General features: G+C 70.5%; 12 protein-coding genes and 1 pseudogene. 6 read left to right on the top strand and 7 right to left on the bottom strand.

Going from position 1 to position 15145, the window contains the following annotated elements; all coding sequences use genetic code 11:
- A pseudogene (locus ACFVYN_RS14540) lies at window positions 1-319 on the top strand (hypothetical protein); the annotation flags it as partial.
- Here the strand turns inward: ACFVYN_RS14540 and ACFVYN_RS14535 are convergent.
- A complete protein-coding gene (locus tag ACFVYN_RS14535; RefSeq protein WP_389997491.1) occupies window positions 316-1647 on the bottom strand; it encodes an Nramp family divalent metal transporter in 1332 nt (443 codons plus the stop codon). The pseudogene ACFVYN_RS14540 and the gene ACFVYN_RS14535 sit on opposite strands and share 4 nt — an antisense overlap.
- Window positions 1648-1928: 281 nt before the next feature.
- Here ACFVYN_RS14535 and ACFVYN_RS14530 point away from each other — a divergent pair, with 281 nt between their 5' ends.
- Window positions 1929-3263, top strand: a complete 1335-nt coding sequence (locus ACFVYN_RS14530) for a M14 family metallopeptidase (protein ID WP_389997488.1) — start codon at window positions 1929-1931, stop codon at window positions 3261-3263.
- 6 nt (window positions 3264-3269) lie between these two features.
- Here ACFVYN_RS14530 and ACFVYN_RS14525 read toward each other — a convergent pair whose 3' ends face one another.
- The 5 genes from ACFVYN_RS14525 to ACFVYN_RS14505 form a co-directional block, all read right to left on the bottom strand.
- Window positions 3270-3830, bottom strand: a complete 561-nt coding sequence (locus tag ACFVYN_RS14525; protein ID WP_389997485.1) for a hypothetical protein — start codon at window positions 3828-3830, stop codon at window positions 3270-3272.
- 84 nt (window positions 3831-3914) lie between these two features.
- Entirely contained in the window at window positions 3915-5387 is a 1473-nt protein-coding gene (locus ACFVYN_RS14520) for a GntP family permease (protein WP_389997482.1), read from the bottom strand.
- A 173-nt stretch (window positions 5388-5560) separates the two neighbouring features.
- A complete protein-coding gene (locus ACFVYN_RS14515; RefSeq protein ID WP_389997479.1) occupies window positions 5561-5989 on the bottom strand; it encodes a RidA family protein in 429 nt (142 codons plus the stop codon).
- Window positions 5986-6747, bottom strand: coding sequence for an IclR family transcriptional regulator (locus tag ACFVYN_RS14510; protein ID WP_389997476.1), 762 nt, complete (start codon window positions 6745-6747; stop codon window positions 5986-5988). The genes ACFVYN_RS14515 and ACFVYN_RS14510 overlap by 4 nt, the downstream gene beginning before the upstream one ends.
- Window positions 6744-8021 (bottom strand): sugar kinase, encoded by a 1278-nt coding sequence (locus ACFVYN_RS14505; RefSeq protein WP_389997473.1) that lies wholly within the window; start codon window positions 8019-8021, stop codon window positions 6744-6746. The genes ACFVYN_RS14510 and ACFVYN_RS14505 overlap by 4 nt, the downstream gene beginning before the upstream one ends.
- A gap of 111 nt (window positions 8022-8132) precedes the next feature.
- Here ACFVYN_RS14505 and ACFVYN_RS14500 point away from each other — a divergent pair, with 111 nt between their 5' ends.
- Window positions 8133-9407: an amino acid deaminase gene (locus tag ACFVYN_RS14500; RefSeq protein WP_389997470.1), complete on the top strand. Its 1275-nt coding sequence runs from the start codon at window positions 8133-8135 to the stop codon at window positions 9405-9407.
- A gap of 22 nt (window positions 9408-9429) precedes the next feature.
- A complete protein-coding gene (locus ACFVYN_RS14495; RefSeq protein WP_389997467.1) occupies window positions 9430-11040 on the top strand; it encodes an amidohydrolase family protein in 1611 nt (536 codons plus the stop codon).
- A 33-nt stretch (window positions 11041-11073) separates the two neighbouring features.
- Here the strand turns inward: ACFVYN_RS14495 and ACFVYN_RS14490 are convergent, their stop codons facing one another.
- Window positions 11074-12006, bottom strand: coding sequence for a serine protease (locus ACFVYN_RS14490; protein ID WP_389997464.1), 933 nt, complete (start codon window positions 12004-12006; stop codon window positions 11074-11076).
- A gap of 1219 nt (window positions 12007-13225) precedes the next feature.
- Between ACFVYN_RS14490 and ACFVYN_RS14485 the strand changes: the two genes are divergently transcribed.
- Window positions 13226-14437: a pyridoxal phosphate-dependent aminotransferase gene (locus ACFVYN_RS14485; RefSeq protein ID WP_389997461.1), complete on the top strand. Its 1212-nt coding sequence runs from the start codon at window positions 13226-13228 to the stop codon at window positions 14435-14437.
- A gap of 83 nt (window positions 14438-14520) precedes the next feature.
- Window positions 14521-14937, top strand: a complete 417-nt coding sequence (locus ACFVYN_RS14480; protein WP_389997458.1) for a hypothetical protein — start codon at window positions 14521-14523, stop codon at window positions 14935-14937.
- Window positions 14938-15145 lie beyond the last annotated feature (208 nt).

The raw sequence follows: 15145 nt of genomic DNA, 5'->3' as shown, positions 1-15145 counted from the left end.
GGTCGACGACGGCAAGGGCAGGAGCATGGTCCAGGTCAATGTGCAGCCCGACACGCTGGACTCGGCCGGCGACCTCTTCGGCTCGGGCTCCGAGACCCTGCCCGACGGCACCCGGGTCGCCGTCAAGCAGGGCCCCGGGGACAGGTGGGACCAGGTCATGTGGACCGTCGACACCATGCGCGCCGACGGCAAACGCGTGGTGATCAGCGCTTTCAACGCCGGCACCCAGCAGGAGCCCGCGACCCGCAAGGCGCCCGCGCTGACCATCGCCCAGATGCGGAAGATGGCTCTCGACGCCCTGTGGTGGAGCGGCAGTTAGAAGAACTCCGACCAGGGCTGGTCCCAGATCTGCTTGACGCACAGGACCAGGAAGAGCAGGCCCGCGATCGCCAGCATGGCGTTGCTCAGGGGGCCGTTGCGCCACTCCCTGGGCGTGCGGGAGGTATTGAGCAGCCACATCAGCGTGCCGGCCAGGAAGGGGAGGAAGGCCGCGCCGAGGACGCCGTAGAGGATGACCAGGCGGAAGGGCTGGCCCTGGAAGAGGAGGACCATCGGGGGGAAGGTCAGCCAGAGCAGATAGGCGCGGAAGGGCCAGGAGCGCTCGCGGGAGCCGGACGCGACCTCCTGGCCGGAGCCCGCCGCACCTTCCCGGCCGCGGTAGCGCGCCACGAAGTCCGCGAACATCAGGCTCACGCCGTGCCAGACGCCGATCAGTGAGGTGAAGGACGTGGCGAAGAAGCCGATCAGGAAGAACTTGGCGGTCGCCGGGCCGTACTCGTCCTCCAGGATGTCGCTCAGCTGGACGAGCCCCTTGTCGCCGCTCGCGATCGCCACGTTGGCGGAGTGCAGCAGTTCCGCGCCGACGAAGAGCATGGCGACGACGAAGATGCCGGTGGTGAGGTAGGCGACCCGGTTGTCCAGGCGCATCACCTTCATCCAGCCGGTGTCCGTCCAGCCCTTGGCGTTGACCCAGTAGCCGTACGCCGCGAGGGTGATCGTGCCGCCGACGCCGCCGATCAGGCCGAGGGTGTTGAGGACGGAGTCCTTCTCGTCGGGCAGGACGGGCAGCAGGCCCGCGAAGGCGTCCGGCAGGTTGGGGGTGACCCTGATCGCGAGGTACACCGTCACCACGAACATGACGCCCACCAGGACCGTCATGACCTTCTCGAAGACGGCGTACTTGTTGAACCAGACGAAGACCAGGCCGACGAGACCGCAGGCGATGGCCCACCCTTCGAGGTCCATCACGTCCGGGAACAGGGCCTGGAGCGGGAGCGCGCTGGACGACATCGCCGCCGCGCCGTACACGAAGCCCCAGATCACGACGTAGACGGCGAAGAACCAGGTGGTCCAGCGGCCGAGGCTCGCCCAGCCCTCGAACAGGGTGCGGCCGGTGGAGAGATGCCAGCGGCCCGCCGCCTCGGCGAGGGAGATCTTGACCAGGCAGCCGATCACCGCGGCCCACAGCAGGGTGTAGCCGAAGTTGCTGCCCGCGATGAGCGTGGCGACCAGGTCACCGGCGCCGACGCCGGTCGCGGCGACGACGATCCCCGGGCCGATGTACCGCCAACTGGACTTGCGGGGAGCGGAGTTCGCCGAGTTCGCCTCGTCCGCACCGGTCACTGTGTTGTCCGTGGTGTCCGCCATGAAGGTCAAGAAACCCTAAAGATCGCGGCGCGGCAAGAGGGCGTGCGGTGAAGGAAACCGGGACGCGGCAGAGTGCACTCGCTACACAGCAACCACACAGCCGACGCACAGTTCACGCCATCGCGTCTTTATTCACTCTTGACCTGCTCATGCCATAAGCCCACGATGAGCAGGCCCGCGATGAGCGGCACACCCGCACCGGCAGCACGTCGCTGAACCAACCCCGCTCCACTCCCCCACTTCCGGAGATCCCGGAAACCCCGGAGAACACAGGAGACTTCATGCGACTTCGCATACGCGGTTCCGGCGTCCGCGGCGGCACCCGCCACGCCGCCCTCGCCGCCGTTCTGGCCCTCGCCCTCGCGGCCCCGCTCTCCGCGAACGCCGACAGCGCCCCGAAGGCGGCACCGAGCGCCGAGGACGTCCACCAGTACGAGATCCACCAGCACTCGACACCCGTGACCCGCACGGCGATCCAGCAGACGGGCGTGACGGTGGACGAGGCCGACGAGGAGACCGTGGTGGTCTCCGGAAGAGCCGACCAGATCAAGCAGCTGCGCCGACTCGGGTATGAGGTATCGGAGTTGGGGTCGGCCCCGGCACGGGCCGCGCAGGACGAGGTGCGGCTCTACGACTTCCCCTCGGCCGACTCGCGCTACCACAACTACGCCGAGGCGAACGCCGAGATCGACCAGCGCCTCGCCGCCTACCCGAACATCATGAGCAAGCGGGTCATCGGGACGTCGTACCAGGGCCGGAACATCGTCGCCATCAAGATCAGCGACAACGTGGGGACCGACGAGGCCGAGCCCGAGGTGCTGTTCACCAGTCACCAGCACGCCCGCGAGCACCTCACGGTGGAGATGGCCCTGTACCTGCTGCGCGAACTCGGCGCGGGGTACGGGAGCGACTCACGGGTGACGAACATGGTCAACAACCGGGAGATCTGGATCATCCCCGATCTCAACCCGGACGGCGGCGAGTACGACATCGCCACCGGCTCGTACCGCTCGTGGCGCAAGAACCGGCAGCCCAACTCCGGTTCCTCCGCGGTCGGTACGGACCTCAACCGCAACTGGGCCTACCGCTGGGGCTGCTGCGGCGGCTCGTCGGGGTCGACCTCGTCCGAGACCTACCGGGGTCCGGCCGTCGAGTCGGCGCCCGAGGTCAAGGTGGTCGCCGACTTCGTGCGCAGCCGGGTCGTCGGCGGGGTCCAGCAGATCAAGTCGAACATCGACTTCCACACGTACAGCGAACTGGTGCTGTGGCCCTACGGGTACACGTACTCGGACACGGCGACCGGGATGACGGCGGACGACAACGCCGTCTTCAAAACCATCGGGCAGAAGCTGGCCGCGAGCAACGGGTACACGGCGGAGCAGGCCAGCGACCTGTACATCACCGACGGGTCGATCGACGACTACCTCTGGGGCACGCACAAGATCTTCTCGTACACCTTCGAGATGTATCCGTCGTCGAGTTCCGGTGGCGGTTTCTACCCGCCCGACGAGGTGATCGAGCGGGAGACGTCCAGGAACCGGGACGCGGTACTGCAGCTGCTGGAGAACTCGGACTGCATGTACCGGTCGATCGGGAAGCAGGCCCAGTACTGCTAGGGGCCCCTAGTCGGTCTCCTCGGCCTCTTCCTTCTCCGGCTCCGGGGTCTCGTCCTCGAAGTACGCGTCCAGGACGGCGTCCAGCTGTTCGTCCCACTCGGTGAACCGCGCCCTCGACCCCGCCTCGATCTCGATCGGGTACCAGCGGCGGTCGGGGGTGTGCACCGTGATGGTGAACCGCTTGCCGAAGCGCGGGGACTCCGTCTCGACGGCGCCGATCTCGTCCCAGCGGAACTCGCAGGCCTGGTCGTCGAGAGAGAGCCGTACGCCCTTGTGGTCGGCGACGATTCTCGCGCGCCGGTCAAAGGCCTCGAAGACGGGCCCGTCGGCGGCGTCCTCGGCGGCTTCCTCGGATGCGTCCCCGGATGCTTCCTCGGATGCTTCCTCGGTGGCTTCGGTCTCCTCGGAGACCGAAGCCCCGGCCGCGGGTTCGTCGGCCTCCACGGCCTTCTCCGCCTCGGTCTCCTCCGCCCCGCCGGACGCGGGTGGGGTGAGCCCGGGGATGAAGGCCGGGTCGAATCCGGCGCCTTCCAGGGGCTGGCTGCTCGAACCTATGCGCTGCTCCACAGCGGGCAGTATGGTCGACGATCCTGTGCCGGACACAACCGGCCCCTACATCGTTACCGGACGCCTACATGGGGCCGCACCCGCCTACATGAACACACTCAGGACCGCGGCCATCGCGAACCCCGCCACCGACAGCACCGTCTCCAGCACGGTCCACGTCTTCAGGGTGTCCCGCTCACTGATGCCGAAGTACTTGGCCACCATCCAGAAGCCGCCGTCGTTGACGTGGGAGGCGAAGATGGAGCCGGCCGAGATGGCCATGATGACGAGGGCGACGAAGGCCTGGGAGTGGTGGCCCTCCGACAGCAAGGGCGCCACGATGCCCGCCGTGGTGACGATGGCGACGGTCGCCGAGCCCTGGGCGACCCGCAGGACCACCGAGATCAGGTACGACAGCACGAGCACCGGCAGGCCGACGTCGTTGAAGGTGTCGGAGAGGGCCTGGGCGACCCCGCTGGCCTTGAGGACCGCGCCGAAGACCCCGCCCGCGCCGACGACCAGCAGGATGTTGCCGACCGGCTTGAGGGACGCGGTCGACACCGTCTCAAGGGACTTGCGGGACCAGCCGCGGCGGATGCCGAGCAGGTAGTAGGCGAGGAGCAGGGCGATGGTCAGCGCCACGAAGGGGCTGCCGAAGAACTCGATGACCGAGCGGCCGGTGGAGGGGTCGAGCGCGATCGAGGAGAAGGTGGCGGCGAGGATCAGGACCAGGGGCGTACCGATGATGCCGAGGACCGTGCCGAGGGCGACGGGTTCCTCGCGCGGCTCGACGCCCTGCGTCCGCTGTTCCTCGATCACCGCCTGCCTGGCCTCCGCGGCCGCCTCCACCATGTCCTGCGGTACGGCGACGAAGATGCGGCGGCCCACCCAGGCCGCGTAGGCCCACGCGGCCAGTACCGCGGGGATGCCGCAGACGATGCCCATGAGGATCACCCAGCCGAGGTCCACGTGGAGCAGTCCGGCGGCCGCGACCGGGCCGGGGTGCGGGGGCAGGAAGGCGTGGGTCATCGACAGGCCCGCCAGCAGCGGCAGACAGTAGAGCAGGATCGACCTGCCGCTGCGCTTGGCCGCCGCGTACACGATCGGCGCGAGGACGAAGATGCCGACGTCGAAGAAGACCGGGATGCCGAAGATCAGACCGGTCAGGCCCATGGCGAGCGGGGCGCGCTTCTCGCCGAACAGGTTCAGCAGCCGGGACGCCAACACCTCGGCGCCGCCGCTGACTTCGAGGATCGCCCCGAGCATCGTGCCCAGGCCGATGATGATCGCGACATGGCCGAGGATGCCGCCCATCCCGGACTCGATGGTGGACACGGCGTCCGACCGCTGGACCGTGCCGAAGAGTTCGGTGACCGAGAGTCCGGCGAGCAGGCCGACGGCTATGGAGACGCCGAGCAGGGCGACGAAGGGCTGGAGTCTCACCTTGATGATCAGGAAGAGCAGCAGGGCGATACCGAGGGCGGCGACCGTGAGGAGGCCCGCGGTGCCGTCGATGAGGAGGAGCAGGCCACCGGTGTGCGGGGGTGTCTCGGTGGCCGCGGCGAGCGGTAGTGACATGGGGGAGGTCCTCTTCGTGAGTACATGGAGCTTTCGGGCAGGGCGGATCGCGGCACGGCGCCCCGGGGGGTGCCGTGCCGTGCAGGACGTGCGGGAGTGCAGGAGTGCAGGAGTGCAGGAGTGCAGGAGTGCAGGAGTGCAGGAGTGCAGGAGGTGCGGGGGTCGAGGGGGCGTCAGCCGAGGACGGCGAGCGCGTCGATCTCGATGAGGAGCCCGGCGGGCAGGCCGACGTAGACGGTGGTCCGGGCGGCGGGCGGGGCGGTGAGACCCTGCTCCTCGAAGTAGGTGTTGTAGATCGAGTTCATCTCGGCGAAGTGGTCCACGTCCGTCAGATAGACGCGGATCATCATCACGTCGTCCCAGGAGGCGCCGCCCTCCTCCAGGATCGCCTTGACGTTGGCGAGCGTCTGCAGGGTCTGCTCGCGCAGGGTGGGCCCGGCGGGCGTGGGCGGCCTGCCCTCCTCGGCCGGCAGGAAGCCGACCTGCCCGGCGACCTGGAGGATGTTGCCCTTGCGCACGCCGTGGGAGAACTTCGCGGGCGAGGTGGTGTGGGTGCTGGGGGTGAGCGCGACTTTATCCGTCTTATCCGTCTTGTCCGTCATCCGGGTTCCTTGGCTGTTGTTCTGCCCGAGTACTCGCCGCTGATGGCCTCGGCCGTACGGCGGACCTGTGGGAGGAGGGTGAGGAGTTCCTCGGCGGTGACGACGACGTTGGGCGCGGAGACCGACATCGCCGCGACGACCCTGCCGTCGGCGCCGCGGACGGGGGCCGCGACGCAGTTGATGGACTCCTCGTGGCCACCGAGGTCGGTGGCCCAGCCCTGTTCGCGCACCCGCTCCAACTCCTTGAGGAAGGCCGGGGCGTTGGGTGTCGAACGGGCCGTGTACAGGGGGTATTCCAGCTTGTCCGCGAGGGCGCGCCGCTCGGCCTCGGGGAGATCGGCGAGCAGCAGTTTGGCGACCGCGGCGACGGTGATGGCTACGGGCTTGCCGATCCACGAGTACATCCGCACCGGGTACCGGCTCTCGACCTTGTCGATGTACAGCACCTCGGCCTCCTCGTACACGGCGAGGTGGACGGTGTGACCGCACTGCTCGTTCAGCCGTACGAGGTGGGGGTGGGCGATCTCGCGGATGTCGAGGTTCTCCATCGCCTCCTGTGCCAGGGCGATGAGGCGGGCGCCGAGGCGGTAGCGCTGGTCGGACTGCCGGTAGACCATGCCGTGTTCGTGGAGGGTGCGCAGGAGTCGCAGCGCGGTGGACTTGTGGACGCCGAGGCGGTCGGCGACCTGCCCGAGGTCGGCGGGGCCCTCGGCGAGCAGCGGCAGGATGCTCAGTGCTCGGTCGACGGTCTGGCTCATGGGGTGCGTACCTCCTCCGGGGCCCTGTCGGCCTGTGTCCGGCCGGGGCCGAGTCGAAGTGTCCCCCACGTGTCGTCGTCGAGGGCGGCCAGCCGGTCGGCGGTGTCGCGGTCGGGGGGTGTCGCGAGGTCACCGGGGCTGGTGAGCGCGGCTGCGGCCCACAGGTGACCGTGGCGCAGGCGGCTCTTCAGGGGGAGTTCGCGCAGGGTCGCCGAGAGGAAGCCGGCCGCGAAGGCATCGCCGGCACCGGTGGTGGCCACGACGTCCACGGCGAGGGCCGGCACGAAGACACCCGGCACTGCGGCCGGCCGGGGGTGGGCGCCGCTCTCCCGCGCCTGGCGGGCGTCGCTCTGCATGGGCCGGGAGCCGCCCCTTCCGGCACGGCCGCCCGCGGTCATGGCGGAGCGACGACTGCCGGCAGGCTGCGGATGATCGGGTGAAGGTCCGGCACCTTGCGGCCCCGGGCCGCTGCCCGACGCCAGGGGTGCGGGGCCGTGTCGATAGGCGGCTCCGCCGCAGGGCGCGGCGCGCTGCTCCCACCGGGCCGCGGACGACACGAACGCTGTGGCCCCCAGCCCCCCTTGCTTCACCACCAGCACCCTCGGCTCCGGCAGCACCGCCCGAATGCGCGACGGCCCGCCCGTCACCCCCCACGCCTCCTCGGCCTCGTCCTCCCCCACGAACACGATGTCGGCCCGGCGTGCCAACTCCAGCAGCACCCGCGGCCCTTCGGCGTCCCGCCACAGCCCGGTCCGGTGATTGACGTCGAAGGACACCAGCGGCCGGTCCGCTGCCGGTGCCGTCAGGTCCCGCATCAACTCCAGGCACTCGGACGACAGCGCAGCCGTGATCCCCGAAAGGTGCAGCACCCGAGCCGCCCGCACCACCGACAGATCCACGTTCGCCGCGGACATCGCCGAAGCCGCCGATCCCGCCCGGTAGTAGGCGACCTCGTGCGCGTCCGTCGCCCGGTCCCCCGCCGTACGGAAGTACACCCCGGTGGGCCGGGAGGCGTCCCTCCCGACAGCGGAGGTGTCGACCCCGTACCCCCCGATCGCCTCGACCAGGTGATCCCCGAAGCCGTCCGCCCCGACCCGGCCGACCCACCGCACCGCGTGCCCGGCGGCGGCAAGGCAGCAGGCGACGTTCGACTCCGCGCCCCCGATCGCCCGGTCGAAGGACGGCACGTCGGCGAGTCGTCCGGGCCGGCTGGGCAGGAACGTGACCATGGACTCGCCGAGCGCGACGACGTCCACGACGTCGGGGGCATTCACGATGGCCGTAGCTCCTTCATTGACCCGGCATTCGCCTGGATGTTAGACAGCAGTGAGCGACATACGCAATGAACGTTGCAGAGAGTGCAACGCGCCCTTCAGGGAGGCCTCGTGTCCGGTACCGAAGCGCTCGCCCGTCTCGCGGAGGACCGCGTCGACCACCGCTTCAAGGGCCTCCCGCCGGACGCGGACGGCCTGACGGTCGCCGAGCTGACCGCCCAGCGCCGCAACCTCTTCACCGACGGGTTCACCACCCCCGTACTCGCCCTCTCCGCCGAGCGCCTGCGGCACAACCTCGCGCTCATTCAGACGTACGCCGCCCGCCACGGCCTCGCCTTCGCCCCGCACGGCAAGACGACCATGGCCCCCCAGCTCTTCCGGCGTCAGATCGAGCACGGCGCCTGGGGCATCACCCTGGCCGTCCCCCACCAGGTGCGGGTCGCCCGGGCGTACGGCGTCCAGCGGGTCTTCCTCGCGAACGAACTGGTGGACCCGGCGGCCCTGAGGTGGGTCGCCGCCGAGCTGGCGCGTGACGAGAGCTTCCGCTTCATCTGCTACGTCGACTCCGTCCGCGGAGTCGAGCTGATGGACGCGGCCTTGCGGGGCACCGCCCGCCCCGTGGACGTGGTCGTCGAACTCGCCGCCGGTGAGGGCGCCCGCACCGGCATCCGCACGGAGGCGGAGTGCGCGGCCGTCGCCGACGCCGTCGCGGCCACCGGGACGCTACGGCTCGTCGGCGTCGCCGGATACGAGGGCGAGGTCCCCGACGCGGACCCGGAACGCGTCCACGCCTGGCTGCGCCGGCTCGTCGCCCTGGCCGCCGACTTCGACAAGGCGGGACGGTTCGACGCGGCGGCACCGGACGGGATCGTGATCAGCGCCGGCGGCAGCGCCTGGTTCGACGCGGTCGCCGACGTCTTCGCCGAGATCCCCGAACTCTCCCTCCCCGTACTGAAGTTGCTCCGCTCCGGCGCCTACGTCTCACACGACGACGGCCACTACCGCAAGGTGACCCCCTTCAACCGGATCCCCGAGGAGGGCGCCCTGGAGCCCGCGTTCCGGCTGTGGGCGCAGATCGTCTCCCGCCCCTCCCCCGGCCAGGCCTTCGCCAACGCGGGCAAGCGGGACGCGGCCCACGACCTCGACCTCCCCTTCCCGCAGGTGGTCCGCCGGGGCGACACCGAGCGCCCGGCCACCGGCGTCGAGGTGACCGCCCTCTCCGACCAGCACGCCTGGCTGGCCACGGCCCCGGACGCCGATCTGGAGGTCGGCGACTGGCTGGGCCTCGGCCTCTCCCACCCGTGCACGTCCTTCGACAAGTGGCAGCTGATCCCGGTGGCGGAGGCCGATGGCACGGTTGTCGAATACATCCGCACGTTCTTCTGAGACGCGAAGGAGGAGTCCGGCGATGGAAGAGCTCGTCATCCGGGACGCGGACGTCGTCGACGGCAGCGGCGCCCCGTCCTACCGCGCCGACGTGGTCGTCGACGGCGGCCGGATCGTGTCGATCGTCCAGGAGGCCGCCGCAGCGGGCTGCCAACGCCCCAAGACCAGGCGGGAGTTGGATGCCGAGGGGCTCGTCCTCTCCCCCGGCTTCATCGACATGCACGCCCACAGCGACCTGGCCCTGCTGCGCGACCCCGACCACAGCGCCAAGGCCGCGCAGGGCGTCACCCTCGAAGTCCTGGGCCAGGACGGGCTGTCGTACGCCCCGGTCGACGACCGCACCCTGGAGGAGGTCCGCCGCGCCATCACCGGGTGGAACGGCCACGGCGACGACATCGACTTCGACTGGCGGTCGGTGGGCGAGTACCTGGACCGCCTCGACCGCGGGATCGCCGTCAACGCGGCCTATCTGATCCCCCAGGGAACCGTCCGCGCGCTCGCCGTCGGCTGGGAGGACCGCGAGGCGAGTCCCGAGGAGCTGGACCGTATGCGCCGGCTGGTCGCGGAGGGCATGGAACAGGGCGCGCTCGGCATGTCGTCGGGCCTGACCTACACACCCGGCATGTACGCCAAGGGCGCCGAACTCACCGAATTGTGCCGGGTGGTGGCCCGGTACGGCGGCTACTACTGCCCGCACCACCGCTCCTACGGCGCGGGGGCCCTGGAGGCCTACGAGGAGATGGTCGCCCTGGCCCGGGAAGCGGACTGCGCGCTCCACCTCGCCCACGCCACCATGAACTTCGGCGTGAACAAGGGCCGGGCGCAGGAGCTCGTCGCTCTCCTGGACGAGGCGCTGGCGTCGGGCGCCGACATCAGCCTGGACACCTACCCCTACACGCCCGGCTCCACGACCCTCGCGGCCCTGCTGCCGAGCTGGGCGGGCGAGGGCGGGCCCGAGGCGCTCCTGAAGCGGCTCGCGGACGACGACACGGCCGAGCGGATCCGGCACCACCTGGAGGTCGTCGGGGCGGACGGCTGCCACGGGGTGCCCGTCGAGTGGGACACCATCGAGATCTCGGGCGTCGGCGACCCGGCCCTCGCGGACCTCGTCGGCCGTACGGTCGCGCAGTCGGCCCGCGCCCGCGGCGAGAGCCCCTGGACGACCGCCCGCCGGCTTCTCCTCGCCGACCGGCTGGCCCCGTCGATCCTCCAGCACGTCGGCCACGAGGAGAACGTCCGCACGATCATGCGGCACCCGGTCCACACCGGCGGCTCCGACGGCATCCTTCAGGGCGCCAAGCCGCATCCGCGGGCGTACGGCACGTTCCCGCGGTATCTCGGCACGTACGTGCGGGAGTTGGGGGTGCTCTCGCTGGAGGAGTGCGTGGCCCATCTCACCTCGCGCCCGGCGTCCCGGCTGCGGCTGCCGGACCGCGGGCTGATCAAGGAGGGCTACCGGGCCGACCTGGCCCTGTTCGATCCGGAGACGGTGGCCCCGGGCTCGACCTTCGACGACCCGCGCAGGCTGCCGACCGGCATCCCGTACGTCCTGGTCGACGGCAGGTTCGTCATCGAAGATGGAAGCCGCACGGATGTCCTGGCGGGGCGGGCGGTCCGTCGCAGTCCCATGTGACGGACCGCCTCGCGCCCTACCGGCGGCCGGGGCTTACGGCTTGGGCAGGGTGCAGCCGCTCGCGCTCAGGTTGAGCTGGTTGCCGGTCGTGAAGCAGGCCGGGATGTTGTAGATCTCCTGGGCGTAGTTGATGCCCTCGCGGACGGTGACGTTGCCGTTCGCGTCGACCTCGCACGGGTTGTTCTCCGTGCAGCGCTCGCCGTCCTCGTTGCCGGTGTTGTTGACGGCGACGACCTTGCCGGTGGCCTGGTCGATGACGGGCGAGCCGGAGGTGCCGCCGATGGTCTGGCAGGCGGAGGTGTAACGGACGGAGTCCTTCCAGGTCCAGTCGCCCTCCTTCAGCCGGTAGGCGAACCCGTCGATGTTGCAGTTGTAGAGGGTCTTCCAGTAGCCGGAGGCGACGGTGATGGCGGTCCCGGCGGTCGGGTGGGTGTCCTGCACGGTGAGCGGGCTGATCCCGTACGCGCTCTTGATCGACGCGTAGGTGCTGGTGAGCTGGTAGATCGACACGTCCGTGTCGGTCATCGTCCCGTAGGCGAGCTTGCTGGCGCGCAGGGTGGCGACCTTGGTGCCGGCGGAGTTGAGCAGTCCGAAGGTCCGGCTGGACGCCTGGTTGGTGAGCACCTCGCCGGGCGCGGGGAAGCCGGTGGAGAGGCAGTGCCCGTTGCTGAGCACCAGGGCCGGGGCGGTGTCCAGGGAGTTCGGGAACCGGATGACCGAACCGGAACAGTTGCTGAGCGAGACGGTTCCGGCGAGGGTCACGGCCTTGAGCCGGGGCGACGGTGCCGTGACCTGGGACAGGGTGTCGGTGGCGGACGTGACCAGTTTCTGGACCACGGAGACGGGGGTGTCGGTGTCCACGCTCTTGCCCACGCTCTGGGCCGTGGGTTCGGCGGCGACCGCGGGTGCCGCGCCTATCCCGGCCAGGGCCAGGGCGCTGAACGCGGCGACGAGAGGCTTTCTCATGTGGGGGTCCCCTCTTGCGACTTGAGCGACCGGAAATCTTCCGGCCGCCCGTGAGTTTGTCATGAACATTGTGAAGAAGGGTGGCCACTTGGACAAGGACCTGTGCCGAGCCCGCGCCCCTGGAGGGGCGACACCCGCACATCCGGGACAGGGCGCACATTCCGATCCCGTCCACTGAGCTCAACTTACCCATCCGTAGGGCTACTTGAGCCTCTTGGTGTCACCCTGCCCATGTCGCTTGGGGGCTGAGGGGGCCGAAGGCGGTGGGGGTGACGGCCTCCCGCTCGCGCGAGTCCCGGACGCGTGCGGGAGGCGTTCACGCCGGAGGAGCCGACGCTGGTCGCAGGGGTGGTGAGACGGTCGGGCGGCGGACGCTGGTCGCAGGGGTGGTGAGACGGTCGGGCGGCGGAGGTGCCGGACAGGACGGGCCGACGCCGGTCGCCCGCCCAGGGAGGCCGTCGGGCCGTCGGGCGTCGGGGTCGGAGACGCTTGCACCGGAGGCGCTGACACCGGTCGCCGGCCCACCGCAAGCCGTCACGCCCGGGACCCATACGCTCCGCGTGCTGCTGGACGGTCCGCCTGTTGGTCACGATTACGCGGATACACCGACGCCCGCTGCCGACCGACCACAGGCCACCGAGCGGCGGGGGCGCTCGCGCCGGATGCGGTGACGCCGGTCGCCGGTCGCCGGTCGCCAGTCGCCGGCCCACCGGCAACCCGCGGGCCGCGGCCCGTCGGCCGGGGTGGAGCAGACGGGGCCACGGCGCCGCTCGGCTCCGCGGAGGCCGGGGTGGCACCGCGGCCCGTGGCCCGGGTCCCGCTCGGGCCGGAGGAGGGGCCCCACAGGGAGAGCCGGCCCTCAAGGCCGCCACCCTCACGGTTCCGGCCGCCACGACCACCCGGCGCGAGTGCCAGGCCGTCCCTACCGCGGGTGTCCCGGTCGGCGGGATCCGGACCGCTCGGCCCGGTCGCCGGGCTTCAGGCCGGCGGGTTCCGAGGGAGTTCCGCCGTCGCGTTGTGCGCCGTGCGTGGCCGCGGGATCCCTGCGCTGCTCGTACGGCAGGCCACCGCAGCCCCCGGCGTACAGGCGTTCGCGGCGCACCGCAGCGGCGGAAGTGGCAGCTGGGACAGCTACACGGCGATAACAGTCCAAACCACCGCGTCTCACGTGGCGGAAAACACGACCCGCCAAGCGTTACCGGGCCGTAAGCTCCCAGACATGCAGGTGATCCAGTCGACCAAGCTCGCCAATGTCTGTTACGAGATCCGGGGCCCGGTTCTCGAGGAGGCGATGCGCCTGGAGGCGGCCGGGCACCGCATCCTCAAGCTGAACACGGGCAACCCCGCCGCCTTCGGGTTCGAGGCGCCGCCCGAGATCCTGGAGGACGTCCTCCGGAACGTCTCGACGGCCCATGGGTACGGCGACGCGAAGGGGCTGCTGGCCGCACGCCGGGCCGTCGTCATGCACAACCAGACCATCGGCATCGAGACCGACGTCGAGCACGTCTTCATCGGCAACGGCGTCTCCGAGCTGATCGTGATGGCGATGCAGGGCCTGCTCGACGACGGCGACGAGGTCCTCGTACCGGCCCCCGACTACCCGCTGTGGACGGCCGCCGTGTCGCTGTCCGGCGGTACGGCCGTCCACTACCGCTGCGACGAGCAGTCGGACTGGATGCCCGATCTCGCGGACGTGGAGCGCAAGGTCACCGACCGCACCAAGGCGATCGTCATCATCAACCCCAACAACCCCACGGGCGCGGTCTACGACGAGACCATGCTCAAGGGGCTGACCGACATCGCCCGCCGGCACAACCTGCTGGTCTGCTCGGACGAGATCTACGACAAGATCCTCTACGACGGCGCCACGCACACCCCGACCGCCGCGGTCGCCCCCGACCTGCTGACCCTCACCTTCAACGGCATGTCGAAGGCGTACCGGGTCGCCGGGTACCGGGTGGGCTGGATGTCGATCTCCGGCCCGCGCGCGCACGCCGACTCCTACATCGAGGGCCTGACCGTCCTGGCCAACATGCGCCTGTGCGCGAACATGCCGGGGCAGCACGGGGTGGTCGCCGCGCTCAGCGGACGGCAGTCGATCAAGGACCTCGTCCTGCCGGGCGGACGGCTCGTCGAGCAGCGGGACGTGGCGTACGACCTGCTGACCCAGATCCCCGGCGTGAGCTGTGTGAAGCCGAAGGGGGCGCTGTATCTCTTCCCCCGGCTCGACCCCAAGGTCTTCAAGATCAAGGACGACCGGCGGATGGTCCTGGACCTGCTGCGCCAGGAGAAGATCATGGTCGTCCAGGGCTCCGGCTTCAACTGGCCCGAGCCCGACCACTTCCGCGTGGTGACCCTGCCGACGGCCGGGGACCTGCGGGACGCGGTGGGACGCATCGGGAACTTCCTGGACGGATACGGACAACCGTAGACGGAGGATCCGCTCCTTCCACTCGCTGAACTTTAGACGGAATCTAAGCTAGGATGGTTTCCTGACTGCACAGGAGGCCATCCATGTACGAACCGATCCGCACCAAGTCGGTCCACTCCACGATGGCCGGCCCCACCTCCGACTTTCCCCACCGTTCCCGCGAGGAAGAGCTGGACATCCAGCTCGCGGGCCATCTCGCCGCACTCCTCGCCGTCACGGACGAACTGCGTGCGCTGGCGCCCTCCGCCGACCTGGACACCGCGGCCGAGCGGCTCGCCGAACAGGCGACCCGGCTGCGGGGCGGAGGCGCACCGGCTCGCGCGTCGCTGCCCGCGGCCTCCTCGAACCTGGACGACCTCCACCGCCGCGCCCACGCCGTGGCGGGCCGCGCCCTGCTCGTGGCGGCGTCCCGCGCGGACACGGCGGCGGCGATCCTGGCGGCGGAGCGGATGGACGCCCACGCGGCGGCCCTGGAGCCCCGCGAACTCGCCACCCACTGAGCCCTACGGCTCCCTGAACGCCCCGGTCCGCGCGCACCCAGAGCGACGTGCGGACCGGGTGCCACAACACTGCGTTGGCTTGAGCGGGGTGCCGGATCGCCGTAGGAGTGGGGGTCGGGTGGCGGCTGCGGGTTCGTCGTGGCTCGTCGCGCCCACGCGGCGGAGCCGCACATCGATGCAGCCCCGCGCCCCTGACGGGGCGCGTCCC

Origin of the sequence: Streptomyces sp. NPDC058307 (assembly GCF_042880295.1) — a bacterium.
Lineage (GTDB): Bacteria > Actinomycetota > Actinomycetes > Streptomycetales > Streptomycetaceae > Streptomyces.
This window is presented reverse-complemented; position numbering and strand designations above follow the sequence as displayed.